This window comes from Nostoc sp. FACHB-892 (assembly GCF_014698795.1).
Classification (GTDB): Bacteria; Cyanobacteriota; Cyanobacteriia; order Cyanobacteriales; family Nostocaceae; genus Nostoc.
Window position 1 is genome coordinate 318,876 of the sequence record NZ_JACJTR010000002.1, and the last position, 18,703, is coordinate 337,578.

Below are 18,703 nucleotides of genomic sequence, written 5' to 3' on the forward strand. Positions count from 1 at the left end.
TCGTCCACGAGTATCAAAGACTCGTCCACGAGTATCAAAGACTCGTCCACGAGTATCAAAGGCTCGTCCGCGAGTATCAAAGACTCATCCACGAGTATCAAAGACTCATCCACGAGTATCAAAGACTCAATGAGATTTACTCCTAACTATTTCTGCGGCCACCGCCAATTATAGCGATTCCATTCGTAAATTCCTTGAATTTCATACTCAGCGCCGTTGAAGAAGCGGACGACGCAGTTAGTAGAGGAATCATCACCGTTGTTAATTTCCTCGACCTTAATCACCATACAGGGAAACCATTCGCGCTTACAAGGCCCATCCTCTTGCACCCATTCCCATAGTGCATTGGAAACTTCAATGCGATCGCCTACTCTTAGCTTTAGTGCATCCTCAAAATAAGAATATTTATCAAAATGATATGGCTCTACACGATTGAGCCACTGTAAACCATAGCGTTGCCGAATAAATTGTACTGTTCCAGAGTCATTTTGCAATAGCCAGTCGTTGAGTAATTGCACTTTCCAAGTGCGGTTGCGTTGTTCTTCATCCTTAACAAACTGTAAAAATGCTTCTAACTCCTCTGCGGTAAGTTCGTCTAAGGGATTAGCAATAGCTGATGCTCTAGAGGTAGAATTTCCCTGAATTTGCTCCACGACTTGCAGTAATATCTCTTTCTGCGTGTCAGTGAGAGGACAGCTTGCTGCATCACAATCATTAAAGGCTGCGAGCATAGATGCTTCAATCTCATCTGGAGTCATAAGTTAATAGCAATTGAGGGTTATTTCCCTAATTATTACAAAGGTTAAATTAAAGTCTTCAATTCCTTGTAGTGAAATTCAGGTAAGCTGAGATTATAAGTTACATATTGTTAGATTAAGCCACGGAGTCTTTTATGCGCTTGCGCTCACTCACGGTCGTTTTTATTTCCTGTCTCATCACCTTTCTATCGTGGGTGAGCATTCCCCCTGCTGTAGCACTGACACAAGTTAGATTATTTGATGTTTCCTATAAAGATTGTCCACCAGAACTAGCACAAGGGGCTGTTATCAGTAGTGGTAGCGCGGCTGCTAATTGTTTTCTTGTCTTTGGTAAAGCAGAAAATGGCACTTACAAAACAGTTTACGACGCAGATATTTTTGGACGCATCTATGATGCTAACAATGACTCGGTAATGCAAAACCGCACCCGCTTAGGTTCTATTGCTGAGGTTCCACCTGGCATTAGCGATTTTGAATTGAGAATTTCTGTACCTGCGAATCAGCCTACTCCGTTGAAGCTGAAGCAATTTAAAGCAGCTGGATTTAGCGGCCAAGTGCGTAAGTAATACCAATATTTAGATTTGAGATTTTAAAGGCAGTGCATTGGTATTAATGTTAGCGAAGTGTAGGAGCAACCCATCACTTTCCAGGAAAAACTGCTGTTTTTTCACACTTCGTCTGATAACAATAAAAACTGCTGCAACAACGGCACTATTTGGCTATCCTATGAATCCTGTCTCTTGGATATAGCTGATAGTTTGACAAAAATCCTCGAAAAAGAACATTTACTACAAGTAGTCATAAGTCTAAAAGACTATCTCAGTAAACAGTTCTTATCGCTACGAAGCCGTATTTAACATCATTTGGCATTGTGCCGGAAATCTAACTTACCCAGATTTTTACAAAGCAATGAACTAAAACAATAAGCACAAAGTTCTTTATCTTCCTCCACGTTCCTCTGCGCTTCCCTCTGCGTTCCTCTGCGTTAAAAAACAATCTCTTCACTCATCCTCTCTTCCAAAACTTCTAATAACCCATCCACATCCTTACCAACTTGCTCAAAACAAATCGGTGGCGCTGGTTCCGGTGCAAATTGAATTAACATAATTTCACCCTTACCAATCCCAATCATCACAACTTCCACTTCCGGTTTATGATTCTCGACAATTCCCAAAATTTCTTGCAGCCGATTTTCAACTTTAATATTTAAATTTTCTATCTGCTCTTTTGGACAATAAACAAAATGCGGCGTTGGTTGCAAATCAATACCAATAGTACCTTGACTGTCACCATTTGCTAACCACAATCCCCAAAACAGTGCCGCCAATTCCTGCTGATTTGCTTTTACAAACTTATTCAACTGGTGACGCCACTTGTTATCACCTGATTCTGGTTGACTATTGCCAAAAAACATAAATAATTCGTAATTCGTAATTAAAACACAAAGAATGAGGGAAAGTTATCTTAAGCCTGATTGTACACGCCAGAGGCCGGAATAAATTCCATCTTTCTCTAGCAATTGTTCATGGGTTCCCGACTCTACTAATTTCCCATGTTCCATGACATAAATGCAATCGGCATTGCGGATGGTAGAAAGACGATGAGCGATCGCAATTGTAGTTCTATCTACTGTAATCCGGTCGAGCGATCGCTGGATTGCCGCTTCTGTCTCATTATCCACTGCTGAGGTTGCTTCATCTAAAATCAGAATGGGCGGATTTTTCAAGACTGCACGAGCGATCGCAATCCGTTGTCTTTGTCCACCAGATAACTTTTGTCCTCTTTCCCCCACAATTGTCTCATAACCTTGGGGCAGATCAACAATAAATTCGTGTGCCTCGGCTATCTTCGCCGCCGTGATAATTTCTTGCTCTGTATTCTCAAAGCTACCATAAGCAATATTTTCCGCTACAGTGCCATGAAATAGAAAGACATCTTGACTAACCAAACCAATGCAACGGCGTAAATCTTTTAAATTCAAACTTTGCAAATCAATGCCATCAAGAGTAATGCTTCCCGTTTGCACTTCGTATAACCGCAACAAAAGTTTGACTAAAGTACTTTTACCAGAACCAGTAGAACCGACAATTGCAATGGTTTTCCCCGCCGGAATATCCAAAGACAGGTTTTTAATCACTGGAAATCTATCTTTATAGGCAAAATAAACATTTTTAAATTGCACTTCACCGCGCACTTCATTGACTGGTAATGATACATCGCCTGTATGAATAGCAATAGGAGTATCCAACAAATTCATGACTCGATTCGTAGAAGCCATTGCGCGTTGATATTGGTCAAATGTTTCGCCTAATCTAGTTAAAGGCCAGAGCAAACGCTGGATTAAAAATACTAATACGCTGTAAGCACCTACAGACATTTTTCCAGAAACTGCTGCCATCCCGCCATATAAAAGTAATGCTGTGAAACCCACCAAAATCAGCATCCGAATTAACGGCACAAAAGCAGCAGAAAGAGTAATTGCCTTGGCGTTACTGTGTCGATAAGCGTCACTATCTAATTCCAAACGAGAAGCTTCATAAGTTTCGGCGGTGAAACTTTTAATAGTAGTAATCCCACTAATATTGTTTGACAAACGTGAATTTAGGAAACCTACTTTTTCCCGGACATCAGCGTAGCGAGGTGCAAGTAGTCGTTGATAAGCAAAAGAACCCCAGAGGATAAATGGCATCGGTGACAAAGCCATCCACGCCACATCAGGAGCCAAAATAAAGAAAGCAGCGCCAATAATTAGAACAGTTGCAGAAACTTGGAGAATATCATTTGCTCCTCCATCCAAAAACCGCTCTAATTGGTTAATATCATCACTGAGGATAGACATTAAACCGCCAGTGCTGCGTTCTTCAAAATAAGCTAATTCCAACTCTTGCAAATGTTTGTATGCATCCAAACGCAAGTCATGCTGAATATTCTGACCCAAATTCCGCCAAAGGCGAGCGTAGGCGTACTCAAAAACAGATTCTAGTATCCAAATGATGACTGTCAGGAAGGAAATAATCAAAAATTGTTGAAAGACATCGCGTACCCCGAACTGGGCAATTATGGAATCTTGCTGTTTAACTACCACATCCACCGCGACGCCAATTAGGGCTGGTGGTGCTAAGTCGAAAAATTTATTGAGGATAGAACAAGTAGTCGCCAGCCAAATTTGTTTACGATACTGGTGTCCATACTCAAGCAAGCGCTGGAGAGGATGCGTTGAATGTTTACGCCTTCTTGATGCCCGATGAGATTTTAATACAGTAGCCACGGCTTTTTGCGGTTTCGTGCTACTGATATTACCACGGAAAAAAGTTTTGAGTCTTGAGTCTGAAGATGAGTGATTACCTACGGTACGCTACGCGAACGCAATTGTAGTTCTATCTACTGTAATCTGTTTGAGCGATCGCTAAATTGCCGCTTGTATATCATTATCCACCGCCGAGGTAGCTTCATCTCAAACGCAAATGTCGCAGGGTACAAGTTAATAACAATATAATTTTGACTTTTTTGGGAGATGTTTATAATGAAAGGGTTTTTGCCCCAGGCATCTTTGAGGTTCCGGGTATTATGCTTAATTGCTCGCATATCATGTGATATCTATCTTTGCATCAACAAAGTTTGTATGAGAGTTGAAACAGAATATGGCAATATCTGATATCCTCCAAGAACCAAAGTCTTTGAGTGGCTTGTTTAAGGGACTGCGTGGCGATTTTACCGGAGGGCTAACAGCAGCAGTGGTAGCCTTGCCTTTAGCTTTAGCCTTTGCAGTAGCAAGTGGAGTAGAACCAAAAGCTGGACTTTACACAGCTATTGTGGCGGGAATTGTAGCGGCAATTTTTGGTGGTTCGTCAGTACAGATTACAGGGCCAACAGGTGCAATGGCTGTAATTTTGGTGGGAATTGTCGCCAAGTACGGAATTGAGAAAGTTTGGATTGCTGGGGTGATGGCTGGGATTATCCAGATTGCCTTGGGGGTTGCCAAACTTGGACAGCTAGTGAAGTTTATTCCCTATCCAGTCACGGCAGGCTTTACTAATGGTATTGCCGTGATTATATTTTGTGGTCAATTAAATAATTTCTTTGGTTTACAACTACCGCGCAGTGAACATTTTGCGCCGGGGCTTTGGCAAAGTGTAACTCATGTAGAAGCTTTAAATTGGGCTGCTGTTGGGTTGGCAATAGTGGTGATAGCAACCACGGTTTTGTGGCCCAGGATTAATTCTACAATACCGGGTTCTTTAATGGGGTTGGTGTTGGCAACAGCTATCGCTGCTTATTTCCATCTGCATATACCCACAATTGGTAGCATTCCGCAATCTTTACCGATGCCCCAAGGTATTCCCCACTGGAATGATTTTGGCTTGATTCGAGAACTGATTAATCCGGCTTTGGCTTTGGCTGCACTGGGAAGTATTGAATCGTTGCTGTCGGCAGTGGTGGCTGATGGGATGACAGTGAGCGAAAAACACAATAGCGATCGCGAATTAATTGGTCAAGGATTGGCAAATATGATTGTCCCATTTTTTGGTGGCATTCCGGCAACAGGTGCGATCGCTCGAACTGTTGTCAATGTCCGTTCTGGGGGTAAAACCCGGCTATCTGGAGTAATTCACGGCGTTGCCTTAGCTATTATTGTTTTAACTTTAGCACCTCTAGCAGCACAGATTCCTTTAGCAGCACTTGCTGGCATTTTGATGGTGGTTAGTGTGCGGATGATTGAGTGGGAAGCCATTGGTTTATTGATGCGTGCTACCTACTCTGATTTTGCGGTGATGATTCTCACTTGGCTAGTAACAATCTTATTTGACTTAGTTCTCGCTGTAGAAGTGGGATTGATTGCAGCCGGAGCATTGTTCATCAAACGGATGAGCGATTTAAGCTTAGTCAAAATACCTGAAACCGAAGTATTTCCTCCTGGTACTCCTTTGGAATTAGGTAAAGAAATTGCCGTTTATCGCGTAGATGGCCCTGTATTTTTTGGTGCTGCTGAACGGTTTGCTACCTTCCTCCGCGATGAACCGGAAGTAAAATATTTAATTCTCCGGTTACGCTTTGTACCAAATATGGATACCACTGGGTTAGTAGCTTTAGAAGATATTTACCACGACTTAGAACGGCACAATTGCCGCTTAATTCTCACAGGTTTACAAACCGAAGTTAAAGAACTATTAGAACGAACAGGATTGCTACAAACAATTGGATTATCAAATTGTTTTGAAACAACAACAGATGCGATTTGCTCTATCTCTCCTCAAATTCAACAATGTTCTCAACCTGTAGCGGCTGATTTGAAAACAAAAGAATTGATGGAATTAAATGAATGACAATATTTTGCCAAAACATAGATACCTGTAAATAGACAAGGTAGGTATTGTTTGTTATGTATACATATTTAGTTGTTTGAACCGTAGCGATCGCTTCTTGTAATATTAGGCTGAATCACTTTAATATCAACCACAATAAGCATCATGAGCGTTATCGTCTTCGGCAGCATAAATATAGACTTAGTAGCAACAGCACCCCAGTTGCCAGTCGCAGGAGAAACGTTGCTAGGAGAAGAATTTTTTAAAGTTTCAGGAGGTAAAGGAGCTAATCAAGCCGTAGCATTAGCAAAATTGGGAATTCCTACCCAAATGGTGGGGCGTGTAGGTGCAGACAATTTTGGTGTGGAACTTGTTAACAATTTACAAGCATCTGGTGTGCAGATTGACAATATTTTTGTGGATGAGACTGTTAGTTCTGGAGTCGCCATCATCGCCGTAAATCATGCTGGTGAAAATCAAATTATTGTAATTCCTGGTGCAAATGGCTGTGTGAATCAAGAAGATGTAGAACGATTGTCCCATTTATTACCAGAAGCGACAGCACTGCTTTTGCAATTAGAAATTCCGATTACTGCCGTGGTTGCAGCCGCTAAAGCCGCAAGAAAAACCAAAATAAGGGTAATTCTCGACCCTGCACCCGTACAATCCGATTTTCCAGATGAACTTTATCCGTTAGTGGACATTATTACACCGAATGAAGTTGAAGCCGCACAGTTAGTGGGTTTTCCTGTGGATGGAGAAGAACTTGTAGCCAAAGCAGCCGAAGTTTTATTAGAACGGGGAGTGAAATGTGCGATCGTTAAACTGGGTGCTAAAGGTGTTTTTTGTGCCACTGCTGAGGAAAAGTTTTTTGTACCCGCGTTTCCAGTTCATGCGGTTGACACAGTAGCTGCTGGCGATGCTTTTAATGGCGGCTTGACGGCAGCACTTTTTGAAGGACTTTCTTTACACCAGGCAGTTGTTTGGGGTGCAGCAACGGGTGCTTTGGCGACGACAAAACCAGGCGCACAAACTTCGCTACCGGATAGGTTTACATTTGATGCGTTTCTTAGGGAAAGGGCAGGGAGTAGGGAGTAGGGGAAGTAGGGGAAGCAGGGGGAGCAGGGGGAGCAGGGGAGGCAAGGGGACAAGAGGTGAGAACTTGAAACAAGTCTTTCCCCTTGTCCCCAATTCTCCTTGTCCCCAAGTCCTTTTGCCCAATGCCCAATGCCCAATCCCCTATTCTTCAATCCCCTCTAACCACGAGCAAGCGTAATCTGACTAATGCCCAATCCCCTATTCTTCAATCCCCTCTAACCACGAGCAAGCGTAATCTGACTAGCGTTAAAGTCTTGTAGCCGAGTCATGTTTCCACTTTGCTTATCTACGTTATACACAGCATTAGGTGTCTCATACCTCATAGCTCCAAAGGCAAGGAGTTGACCTGTTGCAGAGCAAACTAAGCTTTGTAAGCCATTATTCCATGCTTGACCATTAAATTTCAATTGTGCCAGTCTGATCGGGCTTTTTTGATTTGAGTCTAACTGCACCAGAGTTGTTTCACCATTCAATCCAACTAAGGATGTATAGAGTTTTCCGTCTGGGCATTGTGCTAGATTATTAGCCCGCTCATCGTTCGGGAATTTAACCTTACTAATAGAACTTATTTCTCCTGTTTGAAGGTTAATATCTACCAATGTAATAGGTGGTGTACCGTTAGTTTTACCTACTAAACCTATGAGCCGCCCATCAATCGTGCCTAGCAAGCTGCCAAGCTGTTGATTCTGTTTAAGTCCTGAGACTATCAAAGTTTTTACAGGCGTACCCAAAAATGTAATGCGAGTAGGTGCCGCCTGTTTCTTACCAATTGCAACAGGAGTAATAGCTACGACAAGTGTGCCATCGCTTAAAGAAGTGAAGCCAGTCAATGTCTCATTAGCTTCTACTAAAGGTTTAACCTGATCAGCAACTATGCCATTCCTTGGAGCAATGAGGCTATTCAATGTCTCGTTAGACTCTATTAAACCTGTACCAAGCTTGGCAATGCTGCCATCGTTTAAAAAAGCGAAGCTACTCAATGTCTCATTAGACTCTACTAAAGCTGTACCGCGCTCGGCAAGTATCTGAGAAACTAGTGGACTTAGAAGCTGAACCTTTCCTGTATTTAAGGATTGCAAAACAAGGGATTCCAAAACAAGTCCTAGCCCTACAGGCTTAATATCTGTGGGTACAATGTTTGGGACAGTGCTATCTAATTCAGTGATATCTACCTCTGGAACAACCGTTTGGTCGGTGGTGATGATAGAGCCAGAATCTATACCTATAATTTTGTAACTTGGTGTTTGCGCCAAAGTTTTGTTGCTTATATAACTAAGCCCAGATACTATAGTTCCACCAAGTACTAACTGGCCAAACTGCCGACGTGATAGCTTGTAACTCATATTTCTACTCCTAAAATTAATGACGTTTATTAAGTAGCAGTGTATTAGACCTCTTGCATCAATCAAAAATAAAGAACTCTACCCCGCATTTGAGTACAAACGCTCCCTGCCCCGCAAGCGCAGGCAGAAGTTGGGGGTGCGGTATTAGAGACTTTTGCAAGAAGTCTATTGAACATAAACGGGTAAGGCTATGATACTTGCGTCCAGGTTGCTACTGAGGGTGTTCCATTATTGTCACTAATGAAAAGCATGTACCAGCCTGGTACTGCTATGTTTCGATTGGCTCTTAGCGTGACATTAAGAGAAGTAGCGTTCCTAGAATTAATCGGCACATCCACTAACCTTTGTTCTGTATCGCAGGAATGAGTGGTTGCCATTGGTCTAATCAGACTAACCCATTTAATATTGCCAGCCTGGGGTGTTTGAATAGTAAATTGCTGTCCGTATTTTAATGCTTGAGGAGCACTCTGAATAATTGGTCGTGACCGCGACATATACGCAGGACTGTAAATTTCCAATCGCAGTTCATTGATAGTCCGCCTAGGGTTCCCCCCAGCTGTGGCTACTCTACCATCTGGTAGGAGCAAGGCCACCGAGTGATATACGCGGGGGACATTTTGTTTAGCTACTACTGTCCAGGTTTTTGTGGCTGGATTGTAGATTTCTGCTGGTAGCATTGATTGTGTTAGATCCTCATTCATTTTGCTACCATTGCAAACAAACACTGTGCGATCGGGTAACAAAACTGCGTTGTGATGCATCCGGGCATAGTTTAGAGGCTGTGCTGCTACATAAGTTGGGTTACTAGCTTTTAAATCTACAATATTTACCCTGTTGGTTGCGTTTTTACCACTACCCCCACCGATAATCATCACTTTTTGGTCTTGTGCAGGTGGTAAAAGCACACTGGTAGCTTGGTTACCGAAACTTGGATCTTGTAGCCCTGACACTACTTGTTCTGTAATGGGTTCGGTAAATGTCTCTGGCAGAGTTAGTATAGTTGGCACTGCTCCAAAGTTACCGCCCATCTGAGCACCTGAATAAAAGATTTTTCCACTATTGAGTAGAAACAGATTTGCGTATTCTGGGTAGGAACGAGTTGTCGGAAAAGCGTTCCAACCATTTGGAAAGAAAGCAGAATAAATTTCTGGTTGTTTGTTGACATTGCCATCTTTGTCCGCCCCAGATATTACAAAAATCCGACCACTGCCTAGCGTTAACACAGTAGGATACCAACGACCATTATTCATTGGTGCTATTTTGACCCATTTCTCGGTAATGGGATCAAACAGTAGACCAGAGGGTGAACCATAAAATGGGTCATAGCGCAAAGTTCCACCCGCAACCACTAACCGACCATCAGGGCGGAAGGAGTGACCAGCGCAAAAAAGATCAATAGGTTGATTATTACTATCCAATGGAGCCTTCTGACGGGTAAAGGTTCCTTTATTTACATCCCAAACCACACTGTCATAGGGAGTATTTAACCGACTAGGATCATTACCTGAACCGCAGAAAAAGAATACTTTACCAGTACGAAGTAGAGCGGCATGTATAGGTAGGATTGGAGCATTGTACGACAATACTTGCCATTTGTCTGTGGTATTAGTTTGAGCGATGAGAGTCCCTAAATCCGTTTCCTCTAGAAGGTTAGGGTTGTTATGAGATTGAGTCACTTTATTTACAATTATTCCTACGTAAGTTTTTTGTTTTTGTTCTTTGTTTCAGTAACTTCTTCTTCAAATTATATCTATACTTTTTTGCGTTTAACTAATGTCAAGATGTGATGTTTTTTATAAAAAGATCAGGTAAATACCGATTTTTTATTAGTAATTACGCGAGTATCTAATTAAGCTTTGTACTGTGTTTTCTCGGAAAGGGTAAACCATGCTTTTAAATATGACGTATATACCTCTTAGAGCTTGATATTGGGCATTAATGGCTAAAAAATTGTGTTTTTGACTTCGATTTATAACTAAGTTAAACACTCAGATGCCGCGCATTTGATTTGGATAACTAGGGCGGGCAAAATGCCTACCCCACAAGAGATTTATTTTTTGGAGGATGTAAATTAAAATTTTTATGATTATTATTTATTGACAAAAAAATAATTAGGCAAAAACATTATTACAGGTATAATACATTACAAAATACATGGTTAATATAATTAAGAGGATCGCGACATCACTCATTAAGTCTTTCTTAAATAGATTGGCAATTTGTTACAGGAGATGAGCAGATTAAACTGGGAAAAGTAAGTAGGTTTTTAGATGGGACGATCGCTCTTGGCTACGATATCTTTGGTGGGCTTTGCCTACGCAAATTTGAGATGATTACGCTCAAAGGCTAGAGATTTTTCTAATCAGGATGATACAAAGCGTAGTAAAGTAGAGTAGTAAAGCTCAGAGTGGCTTGTAAAAATCGAAACCTACTTAGTAGAAACAGTGGTAACGTCAATCGCTCCCAAAGCAAGATTGTCGCCATGAGCAACTCAACTCCAATGAATGACCAGAAAAATCTTCCCAAAAAAAAGGGCAGGACACTCCCTCCCAAGCTGATCATCTGGCTGGGAAAGTTTGTCTGGACGACTATGTGGCAGATCATGATGTCAAAGCTGGCTCCTAGTAATCAGTCGGGAGCTTATATTCGTCCTAATAGCCAGTTTCGGAAGTTCATTGGCACAGAAGAAGGGAATCCTTACCCACCAGCAGCAGGGCGCTACAAACTCTATGTTGGGCTGGGCTGTCCTTGGGCGCACCGAACTTTAGTTGTGCGATCGCTCAAAAAACTCGAAGCAGTAATATCAGTATGTATCGTCTCTCCTTCTCCCATTGAAGGCGGTTGGATATTCAACGAGGAAGAAGAAGGTTGTCGCACACTGGCTGAATTTTATCAACTGGCAGAACCTGCTTACAGTGGACGCTCTACAGTTCCAATCCTATGGGATAACCAAACAAAAACCATCGTCAATAATGAGAGTTCAGAGATTATCGTCATGCTGAACTCTGAGTTTAATGAGTTCGCCAATAATCCCACGCTCGATCTTTATCCAGAAGCACTCAAAGAAAAAATTGACTGGTGGAATGAGAAGATTTATCACGCGGTAAATAACGGCGTGTATCGCTGCGGCTTTGCCCAAAGTCAGGAAGCATACAATCAAGCCTGTAATGAACTGTTTGCAACTCTCGATGAGATTGACATTGCATTGCAGACTAGTCGATATCTGTGTGGGGACAATCTCACGCTTGCAGATGTCCGTTTATTCACGACGTTATTTCGGTTTGATAGTGCCTACTATGGGTTGTTTAAGTGCAATAGGCGGCGAATTCAAGACTATCAAAACTTGGGAGCTTATTTACGTGATCTATATCAGCTTCCAGGTGTTGCTGACACCTGCGATGTAGAAAGTGTGAAGCGGGACTACTACGGAAATCTATTCCCACTCAATCCGGGCGGGATCATTCCCAATGGCCCTGATATGTCTTATCTTTATCAACCACATGGGCGCGATCGCATCGGCACAGTGAATGCTTCATAAGGTACATTAAGAACTGATACCTCGATGGCTAATTCTGGAGTTGGTGTAATCGTGAACCAGATTAATCGAGTTGCAATTGTCGGTGGAACTCATGGCAATGAGTTTACGGGGGCATACTTAATCCAAAAATTTGCCCAGTTTCCTGACTTGGTTGCTAGACCAAGTTTTGAGACAATCACTCTGTTAGCAAATCCTAACGCTTTTGCGGTGGGGAGGCGATATGTAGAGAAGGACTTAAATCGCTGTTTTCTCAAGCAAGATTTACAAGATCCGACTCTGAGCAGTTATGAAGAATTACAAGCTAAATCAATCCAGGATACCCTAGCATCAAACAGGGATAAACAAGCAGATTTTATTTTAGACTTACACAGCAGTACAGCTAATATGGGTCTGACAATTATTTTGGTAAACAGTCATCCCTTAAACTTGAAATTGGCTGCTTATCTGAGCCAGATTAATCCTTTAGTTAGGGTTTATCGTTGCTCTTTTAAATCAATTGAAGAAAACCCCTTTGTAAATTCTTTGTGTGAATTAGGCTTTGCGATCGAGGTTGGCCCTATTGCCCAAGGACTCTTAAAAGCGGAGCTATTTCAAAAAACAGAGGAACTTATTTCTACGGTTCTCGACTATATAGAAGGGTTTAACCAGGGTAAAATTCCATCATTCAAAGAAACGTTGATTCTCTATGATCATTTATCAGTTGTGGGCTATCCAAAAGGACAAAATGGTAAAATCTTTGGCATGATTCATCCAGAGCTTCAGGATAAGGATTATCAAGCCTTAAACCCAGGAGATCCAATTTTTCTAGCCTTTGATGGTAAAACAATTATTTATGAAGGCACATCTACCGTTTGGCCGATTTTTATTAATGAGGCTGCTTATTACGAAAAGGGAATTGCAATGTGTTTTACCCAGAGGCAGCAAATCAATATATAGGGTGTGTAAAATATTTTTTGTATGATCGCTTTTTATTGGAAGTAATGATATAAATTGAGCATCCAAATCATCAATTACTTCTATAATCTAGTGCGATTGCTAAAACTTACTTATACGTTTAAATGTGTCTTGGTTATGATATATTGATGACCAGTAATTAAATATCAGGGTAAAAGGTTGTCTGAAGGGCTGATCAAGTCGAGATTAAAGGAGCGCTGAAAACCCATTAGCTAATTTACAGAAATATCTTTTAGACATAGGACTTACACCTTACGCATCCTCCTCTGGGAGACGCTGCGCGTTGGTGGAAGCCTCTCGCAGAGAAGGCGTTATTGGCGTATTGGCATTATCTTGCGGTAAGCTACTACGTGTCTATAGATAAATTCAGCTTTTTAGCAATTTTTGCCTAAGTATTGAAACAAACAGAATTTGTTTACAAATATGAGACACTTCTTAGTGTTCAATCTAGGCGATGTCTACCACGAGCTACGCCTAGAAGATACTGCTCTTAAAATCACTATTGATTTTGTAAATGATGAGATGAACCACAAACCTTTTGACTTGAGATTTCCCTAAAACCAGCGCTGGGTCGAAGAACAAAACTTGAGCGATAAAGCCCAAATCTAACATTATCTATAATTTACCTTTAATAATTATCTAAATACTTGAACTCATGATGAAAACGAAGCGACAAGGAAACAAACCAATAGCTAGTCTTTCTTTAGATTTGGATAATGTTTGGTCTTTTCTAAAAAATCAGGGCGCTCCGGGTTGGGAGACTTTCCCCTCATACTTAGATATTGCAGTTCCTCGTTTCTTAGATATTTTTCAGCAATGGGATTTGACAATCACAGTATTCATTGTGGGACAGGATGCGGCGCTGGAAAAGAACACCAAGGCATTACAAGCGATCGCGATCGCAGGCCACGAAATTGGCAATCATTCATTTTACCATGATCCTTGGCTACATCTGTATTCAGAGGATGAGATTGAAGAAGAGATAGCCTTGGCCGAGAAACATATCAAGCGTGTCACTCATCAACATCCTATCGGCTTCCGGGGGCCTGGATATAGTTTTTCTCCTGCGGTGTTGAAAGTTTTAGCACGACGGGGATACGAATATGATGCTTCAACTTTTCCCACATTTTTGGGGCCCATCGCACGAGCGTATTATTTGATGACTTGTAAACTGAGCAAGGAAGAACGGAAGAAACGGGAAGCTCTATTTGGCGGTTTCAAAGAGGGTTTACAGCCTCTGAAACCTTATCAGTGGAACATGGGTAAGGATAAACTCACTGAAATTCCCGTTACGACGATGCCAATTTTTAAAGTGCCAATTCACTTCAGTTACATAATGTACCTGAGTACATTTTCTTCGGAAGTAGCGTTACTCTACCTGCGAATTGCCCTGTGGCTGTGTAAACTTATGCGTGTCCAGCCTTCTTTGCTATTCCATCCTACAGACTTTGTAAGTCAAGAGGATGTGCCAGAGCTATCATTTTTCCCTGGAATGAGTCTCCCCACCTACAAAAAGCTGGCAATAGTGAACAAAAGTTTGGAACTTATATCCAGTCAGTTTAATGTTTTGACTGTTGGACAACACGCCAAATTCGTAGCAGGTGACCGTCAACTACCTGTATTAGTGCCTCAAAAGAGGTAAAAATATGAGCTATGCGATTTATCAGTCCAATTTTTATCCTTAATTACAGGCAGAGTTAACTTTGACCTGTTTTTGAGAAGGAAAAAGCAGTGTTGGCAAAAGATAAATTTATTTTTATAATAGTTCCCTATTCCAATGTCTTTATTAAAAACTTCTGGTGATATCCCTTCCCCAGAGGTTATTTTTTTAAGATGCAATGTCTAATCAGATTTTTTAATAGTTGTCTAGGTTTTGAACAGCAACCACTTTTCTTAAAACCAGCTGACATTTGCTAGCAAGTACGTGTAAAGTAATTGAGAGTGAATCACTATCTTTAATCTTTGACACATCTATCTATGGTTAGAAAAAGCCGTCGCCTCTTGCTGCTAGTTGTTTCCTGTAGTGTAATTGGTGTAATTTTAGGAGGTACTGCTGCTTGGGCAGAAAGCAGCCTCTGCTTGGAAGACACTAAGGTTACAAGTGAATGTCTAACCCAAGATCCAATGCAAAAAACTATACTAGGAATGAGTACCGGATTGATAGCTGGGGCTGGGGCCGCTTGCGGTGCAGCATGGCAGTTACGGCATGAAGATTGAGTGTAAACTATCTACTATAAAAATCCATCCCACGCCTCGCTAAACGGAGCGTGGGGCTTCTTTTCGTTTAAGCTAACAATTGCGTCCTCAGAAGGCGCAAGATTTTTAAGGAGATTTGCAGTGGCTGATCGGCAATTAGAACATATCTTCATAGTCCCTAGTGGTCTGTCTCATTAATCTTGATGAGTTATTAGTAAACACTTCACTGCTTCAAAATCCAGGTCTAAAGTCCTAACTACGAACTTGTTCACCCCTCATAACTAATGCGATAGACCACTAGTTTCTTCTTGAGAACGTGAGTGAAGCTCATTAAGAGACCATTTATAAAGTAAACCTAAAATTGTAGGGTGCGTTAAAGCAGCGCGTAACGCACCTAAAAATATGGTGTGTTACGGCTAAATTAGACTTTCTCAAACCCTTAAATTCCTAAACAGCCGTAACACACCCTACTTAATATTTACTTTATAAATAACCTCTAAATGTTTCACTTTGTAATAAACTTCTCATAACTTGTGACAATCAAAGATTCAGTCCTCGTCACGTTGATCTGCTTTGCCCGTTTGTCGTTCAATGGGTGTCAGTATACGAAGCGTCAAGTAATTTACTAGGCTTAGGAGAATTGCTATCTCGTATCGAGAATAAGCAATAGCGCTACCAATTGCTCCTGTAGTCCATACACTTGCAGCAGTGGCTGTCCCACGCACATTAACCCCTTCTTTGAGAATTGCACCTCCCCCAATGAAACCTATGCCACTCATGAGTCCTTGAATAATACGGGCTTGACCATCTTCACTTGCTCCAATGACCGCAAGAGCAATTAAGACATAACCACAACTAGCTACTGCAACGAGCGGAAAAGTACGGAGTCCCATAATCCGAGTTGATTGCTCTCGCTCCCAAGCTATTGGCAAGGTGAGAAGAAAAGCAATGCCCAGTTTCAGCAGGTCAATACCAAATTGCCCCCAGTCGAAGCGAAATACCTCCATTACGGTTCTTTCTCACCTATATATCAGTTGCACTGTTAACAGGCCATAACACAAACATAGGATTCTTCCTCAGTCTCGGAAAAAATCACGAAATTTTCAGGGAATAGCAAGCGTCTGGGCACATTTGCATTGTTGGTGGCTTATAGAGAATAATCAAAAATAAAGCAGCTTTGGCTTCTTCGTGCGAGATAATAAATATAAAATATGGCGATCGCAATCGATTTTGGTACTAGCAACACAGTCATTGCTCGTTGGAACCCTGTAACCCAGCAGCCAGAAACCCTAACTCTACCAGGTTTATCAATTAAACAAAGTCTCAATCCGCCTCTGATTCCCAGCTTGGTTTATGTTGAAGACGCAAGCCAAAATCAAGTCTTAGTCGGGCAACAAGTACGCGATCGCGGTCTTGACCTCAAGGGCGAAACCCGATTTTTCCGCAGCTTCAAGCGGGGTATTGGTGCAGATATCCAAGGTTTCTTACCCGAACTAGATGGGCAAATTGTTACCTTTGAGCAAGTAGGGCAATGGTTCCTCACCAAAGTGATTGAAGAACTAGCACCCCAGGAAGGAGGGTTAGACTCTCTAGTATTAACCGTACCCGTAGACAGTTTTGAAGCTTATCGTCACTGGTTGGGGAAAGTTTGTCAAGCCCTCCCGGTGGAACAGGTGCGGATGTTGGATGAACCTACAGCTGCTGCCTTGGGTTATGGCTTGGCAGATCAAGAAATTCTTTTGGTGATAGACTTTGGCGGCGGCACTTTGGATTTATCCCTTGTCCGGTTGGATCAAAATGTACAAACAACCACAAAGCCACTCGGATTTCTCCTCAAGTGGGGTAATAAGTCCCTGGCTGAAGATTCAAAACAAAAAGTCAAAACTGCTCGTGTCCTGGCGAAAGCTGGGCAAAATCTGGGCGGTACTGATATTGATAATTGGTTAGTAGATTACTTTGCCAAAACTCAAGAACTGGCGATAAGTCCCTTGACAACGCGCTTGGCAGAACGGGTGAAAATTCAGCTATCAACCCAAAACCAAGCTAGTGAAGTTTATTTTGATGATGAAACATTTGAAAGCTATGAACTGGAATTAAACCGTGACACTTTTGATAATATCCTCAAAGAACACGCATTTTTTGAGTTATTAGATGACTCGATGACGACACTGTTGCAGCAAGCAAAACGCCAAGGGATAGAACTTCCTGATATTAATGCAGTTTTGTTAGTTGGTGGGACAGTGCAATTACCAGCAGTGCAGACATGGATAAAACAGTATTTTGAGCCAGAAAAAATCCGTTGCGAACGTCCTTTTGAAGCGATCGCTCAAGGTGCATTACAGTTAGCTCAAGGTGTGCAAATCAAAGACTTTCTCTATCATAGTTATGGTATCCGCTACTGGGATCGCCGCAATCAGCGTCATAAATGGCATTCTCTGATTAAAGCTGGACAAGCATACCCCATGAGTCAGCCTGTGGAATTAGTCTTAGGCGCTTCTGTGGAAAATCAGCCCAGCATTGAATTAATCATGGGAGAATTGGGAGCAGATACGGGTAGTACTGAAGTTTATTTTGATGGCGATCGCTTAATTACTCGCCGTATGGATAGTAGTGAAACCAGCGTCAAACCTCTCAACGATCAAGAAGGCGCAAGAACAATTGCTCAACTGACACCAGCCGGATATCCTGGAAGCGATCGCATCAAAATCCTCTTTCAAGTTGATGAGCAACGCTTTTTGCGAATCACCGTTGAAGACTTGTTAACGAATGATACGCTGTTGGAAAATCAACTTGTGGCACAATTGAGTTAATTAAAAGGATTCAAAAGTGGGATACCACAACCGTCGAAATCCCGGATGTTGTGCGTTACTAAAGTCAATTGATGAATTTGAGCAGTAGCAGCAATCATCATATCTGCTTGGGTGTGTGTTTTCCCACTTAATCTTAGTTGACCTCGCAATTCCCCGGAGCGCTTGGCAATTTCAATGGTGATAGGCAATACTTGACAGTTATTTTCCAAAAAGCTTTCAAACCATATTTGAATTCTAGGATTAGGCTTGGATGTCAGTCCGTAAAATATTTCTTCAACAGTGATTGCACTCAAAACTATTGAAGAAACTCTTTCTGCCCATTTCACTACACCAGAGTTAGGTTGCAGTCTTACTAATTCGCTGATAATGTTAGTCTCAGAGAGAAAAGTCATCGATGGCATCAGCGAAAGGGTTTAGACGGTCTTGGCGGCAGGGTACTTCGAGGATATAATTTTCCTCAGTCGCTATCTGACGTAGTTCTTTGAAAGCATCAGCTAAAGAAATCTTTTCGCGTTGATTGCGCCACGTCAAAAATTCTTCAAACATCTCAGCTTCAACAACAACAGCCACCAGTTGATTTCGGTTGTAGATGAGTTGCGGTTCTTTAGTTACGGCATGAATCAGTTCGGAGAACCTCTGTTTCGCTTCTGCAATTCTCCAGTTCATTCTCCTACCTCTTTTATTCATAATCATGTCTATAATA

16 protein-coding genes are annotated in these 18,703 nt (G+C 41.7%); 8 read left to right on the top strand and 8 right to left on the bottom strand.

The window, feature by feature from the left end:
* Window positions 1-146: 146 nt before the first annotated feature.
* On the bottom strand, window positions 147-758 hold the full coding sequence (locus H6G96_RS04080) for a hypothetical protein (RefSeq protein WP_190910261.1): 612 nt from the start codon (window positions 756-758) through the stop codon (window positions 147-149).
* 134 nt (window positions 759-892) lie between these two features.
* On the opposite strand from H6G96_RS04080, the gene H6G96_RS04085 reads away from it, so the two are divergent.
* Window positions 893-1,324 (top strand): biotin carboxylase, encoded by a 432-nt coding sequence (locus tag H6G96_RS04085; protein WP_190910262.1) that lies wholly within the window; start codon window positions 893-895, stop codon window positions 1,322-1,324.
* 419 nt (window positions 1,325-1,743) lie between these two features.
* Here H6G96_RS04085 and H6G96_RS04090 read toward each other — a convergent pair whose 3' ends face one another.
* Entirely contained in the window at window positions 1,744-2,172 is a 429-nt protein-coding gene (locus H6G96_RS04090) for a hypothetical protein (RefSeq protein WP_190910263.1), read from the bottom strand.
* A gap of 45 nt (window positions 2,173-2,217) precedes the next feature.
* Window positions 2,218-4,026 carry an ABC transporter transmembrane domain-containing protein gene (locus H6G96_RS04095; protein WP_190910264.1) on the bottom strand — a complete coding sequence of 603 codons (1,809 nt, stop codon included), beginning with the start codon at window positions 4,024-4,026 and terminating at the stop codon, window positions 2,218-2,220.
* A gap of 373 nt (window positions 4,027-4,399) precedes the next feature.
* Between H6G96_RS04095 and H6G96_RS04100 the strand changes: the two genes are divergently transcribed.
* Both H6G96_RS04100 and rbsK read left to right on the top strand, forming a co-directional pair.
* Window positions 4,400-6,082 carry a SulP family inorganic anion transporter gene (locus H6G96_RS04100; RefSeq protein ID WP_190910265.1) on the top strand — a complete coding sequence of 561 codons (1,683 nt, stop codon included), beginning with the start codon at window positions 4,400-4,402 and terminating at the stop codon, window positions 6,080-6,082.
* A 144-nt stretch (window positions 6,083-6,226) separates the two neighbouring features.
* Window positions 6,227-7,159 (top strand): ribokinase, encoded by a 933-nt coding sequence (gene rbsK / locus H6G96_RS04105; RefSeq protein ID WP_190910266.1) that lies wholly within the window; start codon window positions 6,227-6,229, stop codon window positions 7,157-7,159.
* Window positions 7,160-7,374: 215 nt separating this feature from the next.
* Here the strand turns inward: rbsK and H6G96_RS04110 are convergent, their stop codons facing one another.
* Together H6G96_RS04110 and H6G96_RS04115 are read right to left on the bottom strand one after the other, a co-directional pair.
* Window positions 7,375-8,502 (bottom strand): hypothetical protein, encoded by a 1,128-nt coding sequence (locus H6G96_RS04110; RefSeq protein WP_190910267.1) that lies wholly within the window; start codon window positions 8,500-8,502, stop codon window positions 7,375-7,377.
* Window positions 8,503-8,690: 188 nt separating this feature from the next.
* Window positions 8,691-10,178: a galactose oxidase-like domain-containing protein gene (locus H6G96_RS04115; RefSeq protein WP_190910268.1), complete on the bottom strand. Its 1,488-nt coding sequence runs from the start codon at window positions 10,176-10,178 to the stop codon at window positions 8,691-8,693.
* Between the two features lie 806 nt (window positions 10,179-10,984).
* On the opposite strand from H6G96_RS04115, the gene H6G96_RS04120 reads away from it, so the two are divergent.
* From H6G96_RS04120 to H6G96_RS04135, 4 genes are all read left to right on the top strand, one after another.
* On the top strand, window positions 10,985-12,040 hold the full coding sequence (locus H6G96_RS04120; RefSeq protein ID WP_190910269.1) for a glutathione S-transferase family protein: 1,056 nt from the start codon (window positions 10,985-10,987) through the stop codon (window positions 12,038-12,040).
* 51 nt (window positions 12,041-12,091) lie between these two features.
* Window positions 12,092-12,976: an aspartoacylase gene (locus H6G96_RS04125; protein ID WP_190910366.1), complete on the top strand. Its 885-nt coding sequence runs from the start codon at window positions 12,092-12,094 to the stop codon at window positions 12,974-12,976.
* A 673-nt stretch (window positions 12,977-13,649) separates the two neighbouring features.
* Window positions 13,650-14,636, top strand: coding sequence for a polysaccharide deacetylase family protein (locus H6G96_RS04130; RefSeq protein ID WP_242063161.1), 987 nt, complete (start codon window positions 13,650-13,652; stop codon window positions 14,634-14,636).
* A 335-nt stretch (window positions 14,637-14,971) separates the two neighbouring features.
* On the top strand, window positions 14,972-15,211 hold the full coding sequence (locus H6G96_RS04135) for a hypothetical protein (RefSeq protein WP_190910270.1): 240 nt from the start codon (window positions 14,972-14,974) through the stop codon (window positions 15,209-15,211).
* Between the two features lie 527 nt (window positions 15,212-15,738).
* Here H6G96_RS04135 and H6G96_RS04140 read toward each other — a convergent pair.
* Window positions 15,739-16,197: an MgtC/SapB family protein gene (locus H6G96_RS04140; protein WP_190910271.1), complete on the bottom strand. Its 459-nt coding sequence runs from the start codon at window positions 16,195-16,197 to the stop codon at window positions 15,739-15,741.
* 204 nt (window positions 16,198-16,401) lie between these two features.
* On the opposite strand from H6G96_RS04140, the gene H6G96_RS04145 reads away from it, so the two are divergent.
* Entirely contained in the window at window positions 16,402-18,000 is a 1,599-nt protein-coding gene (locus H6G96_RS04145) for an Hsp70 family protein (RefSeq protein ID WP_190910272.1), read from the top strand.
* Here the strand turns inward: H6G96_RS04145 and H6G96_RS04150 are convergent.
* Window positions 17,997-18,392 carry a type II toxin-antitoxin system VapC family toxin gene (locus tag H6G96_RS04150; protein WP_190910368.1) on the bottom strand — a complete coding sequence of 132 codons (396 nt, stop codon included), beginning with the start codon at window positions 18,390-18,392 and terminating at the stop codon, window positions 17,997-17,999. The genes H6G96_RS04145 and H6G96_RS04150 overlap by 4 nt on opposite strands.
* Window positions 18,376-18,666 carry a type II toxin-antitoxin system prevent-host-death family antitoxin gene (locus H6G96_RS04155; protein WP_190910273.1) on the bottom strand — a complete coding sequence of 97 codons (291 nt, stop codon included), beginning with the start codon at window positions 18,664-18,666 and terminating at the stop codon, window positions 18,376-18,378. Before H6G96_RS04155 ends, H6G96_RS04150 begins: the two co-directional genes overlap by 17 nt.
* Window positions 18,667-18,703 lie beyond the last annotated feature (37 nt).

Bases quoted from the DNA above. Each gene is read 5' to 3' on its own strand.
- H6G96_RS04130 (WP_242063161.1), top strand. From the start codon at position 13,650: ATGATGAAAACGAAGCGACAAGGAAACAAACCAATAGCTAGTCTTTCT.
- H6G96_RS04120 (WP_190910269.1), top strand. From the start codon at position 10,985: ATGAGCAACTCAACTCCAATGAATGACCAGAAAAATCTTCCCAAAAAA.
- rbsK (WP_190910266.1), top strand. From the start codon at position 6,227: ATGAGCGTTATCGTCTTCGGCAGCATAAATATAGACTTAGTAGCAACA.
- H6G96_RS04140 (WP_190910271.1), bottom strand. From the start codon at position 16,197: ATGGAGGTATTTCGCTTCGACTGGGGGCAATTTGGTATTGACCTGCTG.
- H6G96_RS04135 (WP_190910270.1), top strand. From the start codon at position 14,972: ATGGTTAGAAAAAGCCGTCGCCTCTTGCTGCTAGTTGTTTCCTGTAGT.
- H6G96_RS04145 (WP_190910272.1), top strand. From the start codon at position 16,402: ATGGCGATCGCAATCGATTTTGGTACTAGCAACACAGTCATTGCTCGT.
- H6G96_RS04080 (WP_190910261.1), bottom strand. From the start codon at position 758: ATGACTCCAGATGAGATTGAAGCATCTATGCTCGCAGCCTTTAATGAT.
- H6G96_RS04110 (WP_190910267.1), bottom strand. From the start codon at position 8,502: ATGAGTTACAAGCTATCACGTCGGCAGTTTGGCCAGTTAGTACTTGGT.
- H6G96_RS04155 (WP_190910273.1), bottom strand. From the start codon at position 18,666: ATGAACTGGAGAATTGCAGAAGCGAAACAGAGGTTCTCCGAACTGATT.
- H6G96_RS04085 (WP_190910262.1), top strand. From the start codon at position 893: ATGCGCTTGCGCTCACTCACGGTCGTTTTTATTTCCTGTCTCATCACC.
- H6G96_RS04150 (WP_190910368.1), bottom strand. From the start codon at position 18,392: ATGACTTTTCTCTCTGAGACTAACATTATCAGCGAATTAGTAAGACTG.
- H6G96_RS04090 (WP_190910263.1), bottom strand. From the start codon at position 2,172: ATGTTTTTTGGCAATAGTCAACCAGAATCAGGTGATAACAAGTGGCGT.
- H6G96_RS04100 (WP_190910265.1), top strand. From the start codon at position 4,400: ATGGCAATATCTGATATCCTCCAAGAACCAAAGTCTTTGAGTGGCTTG.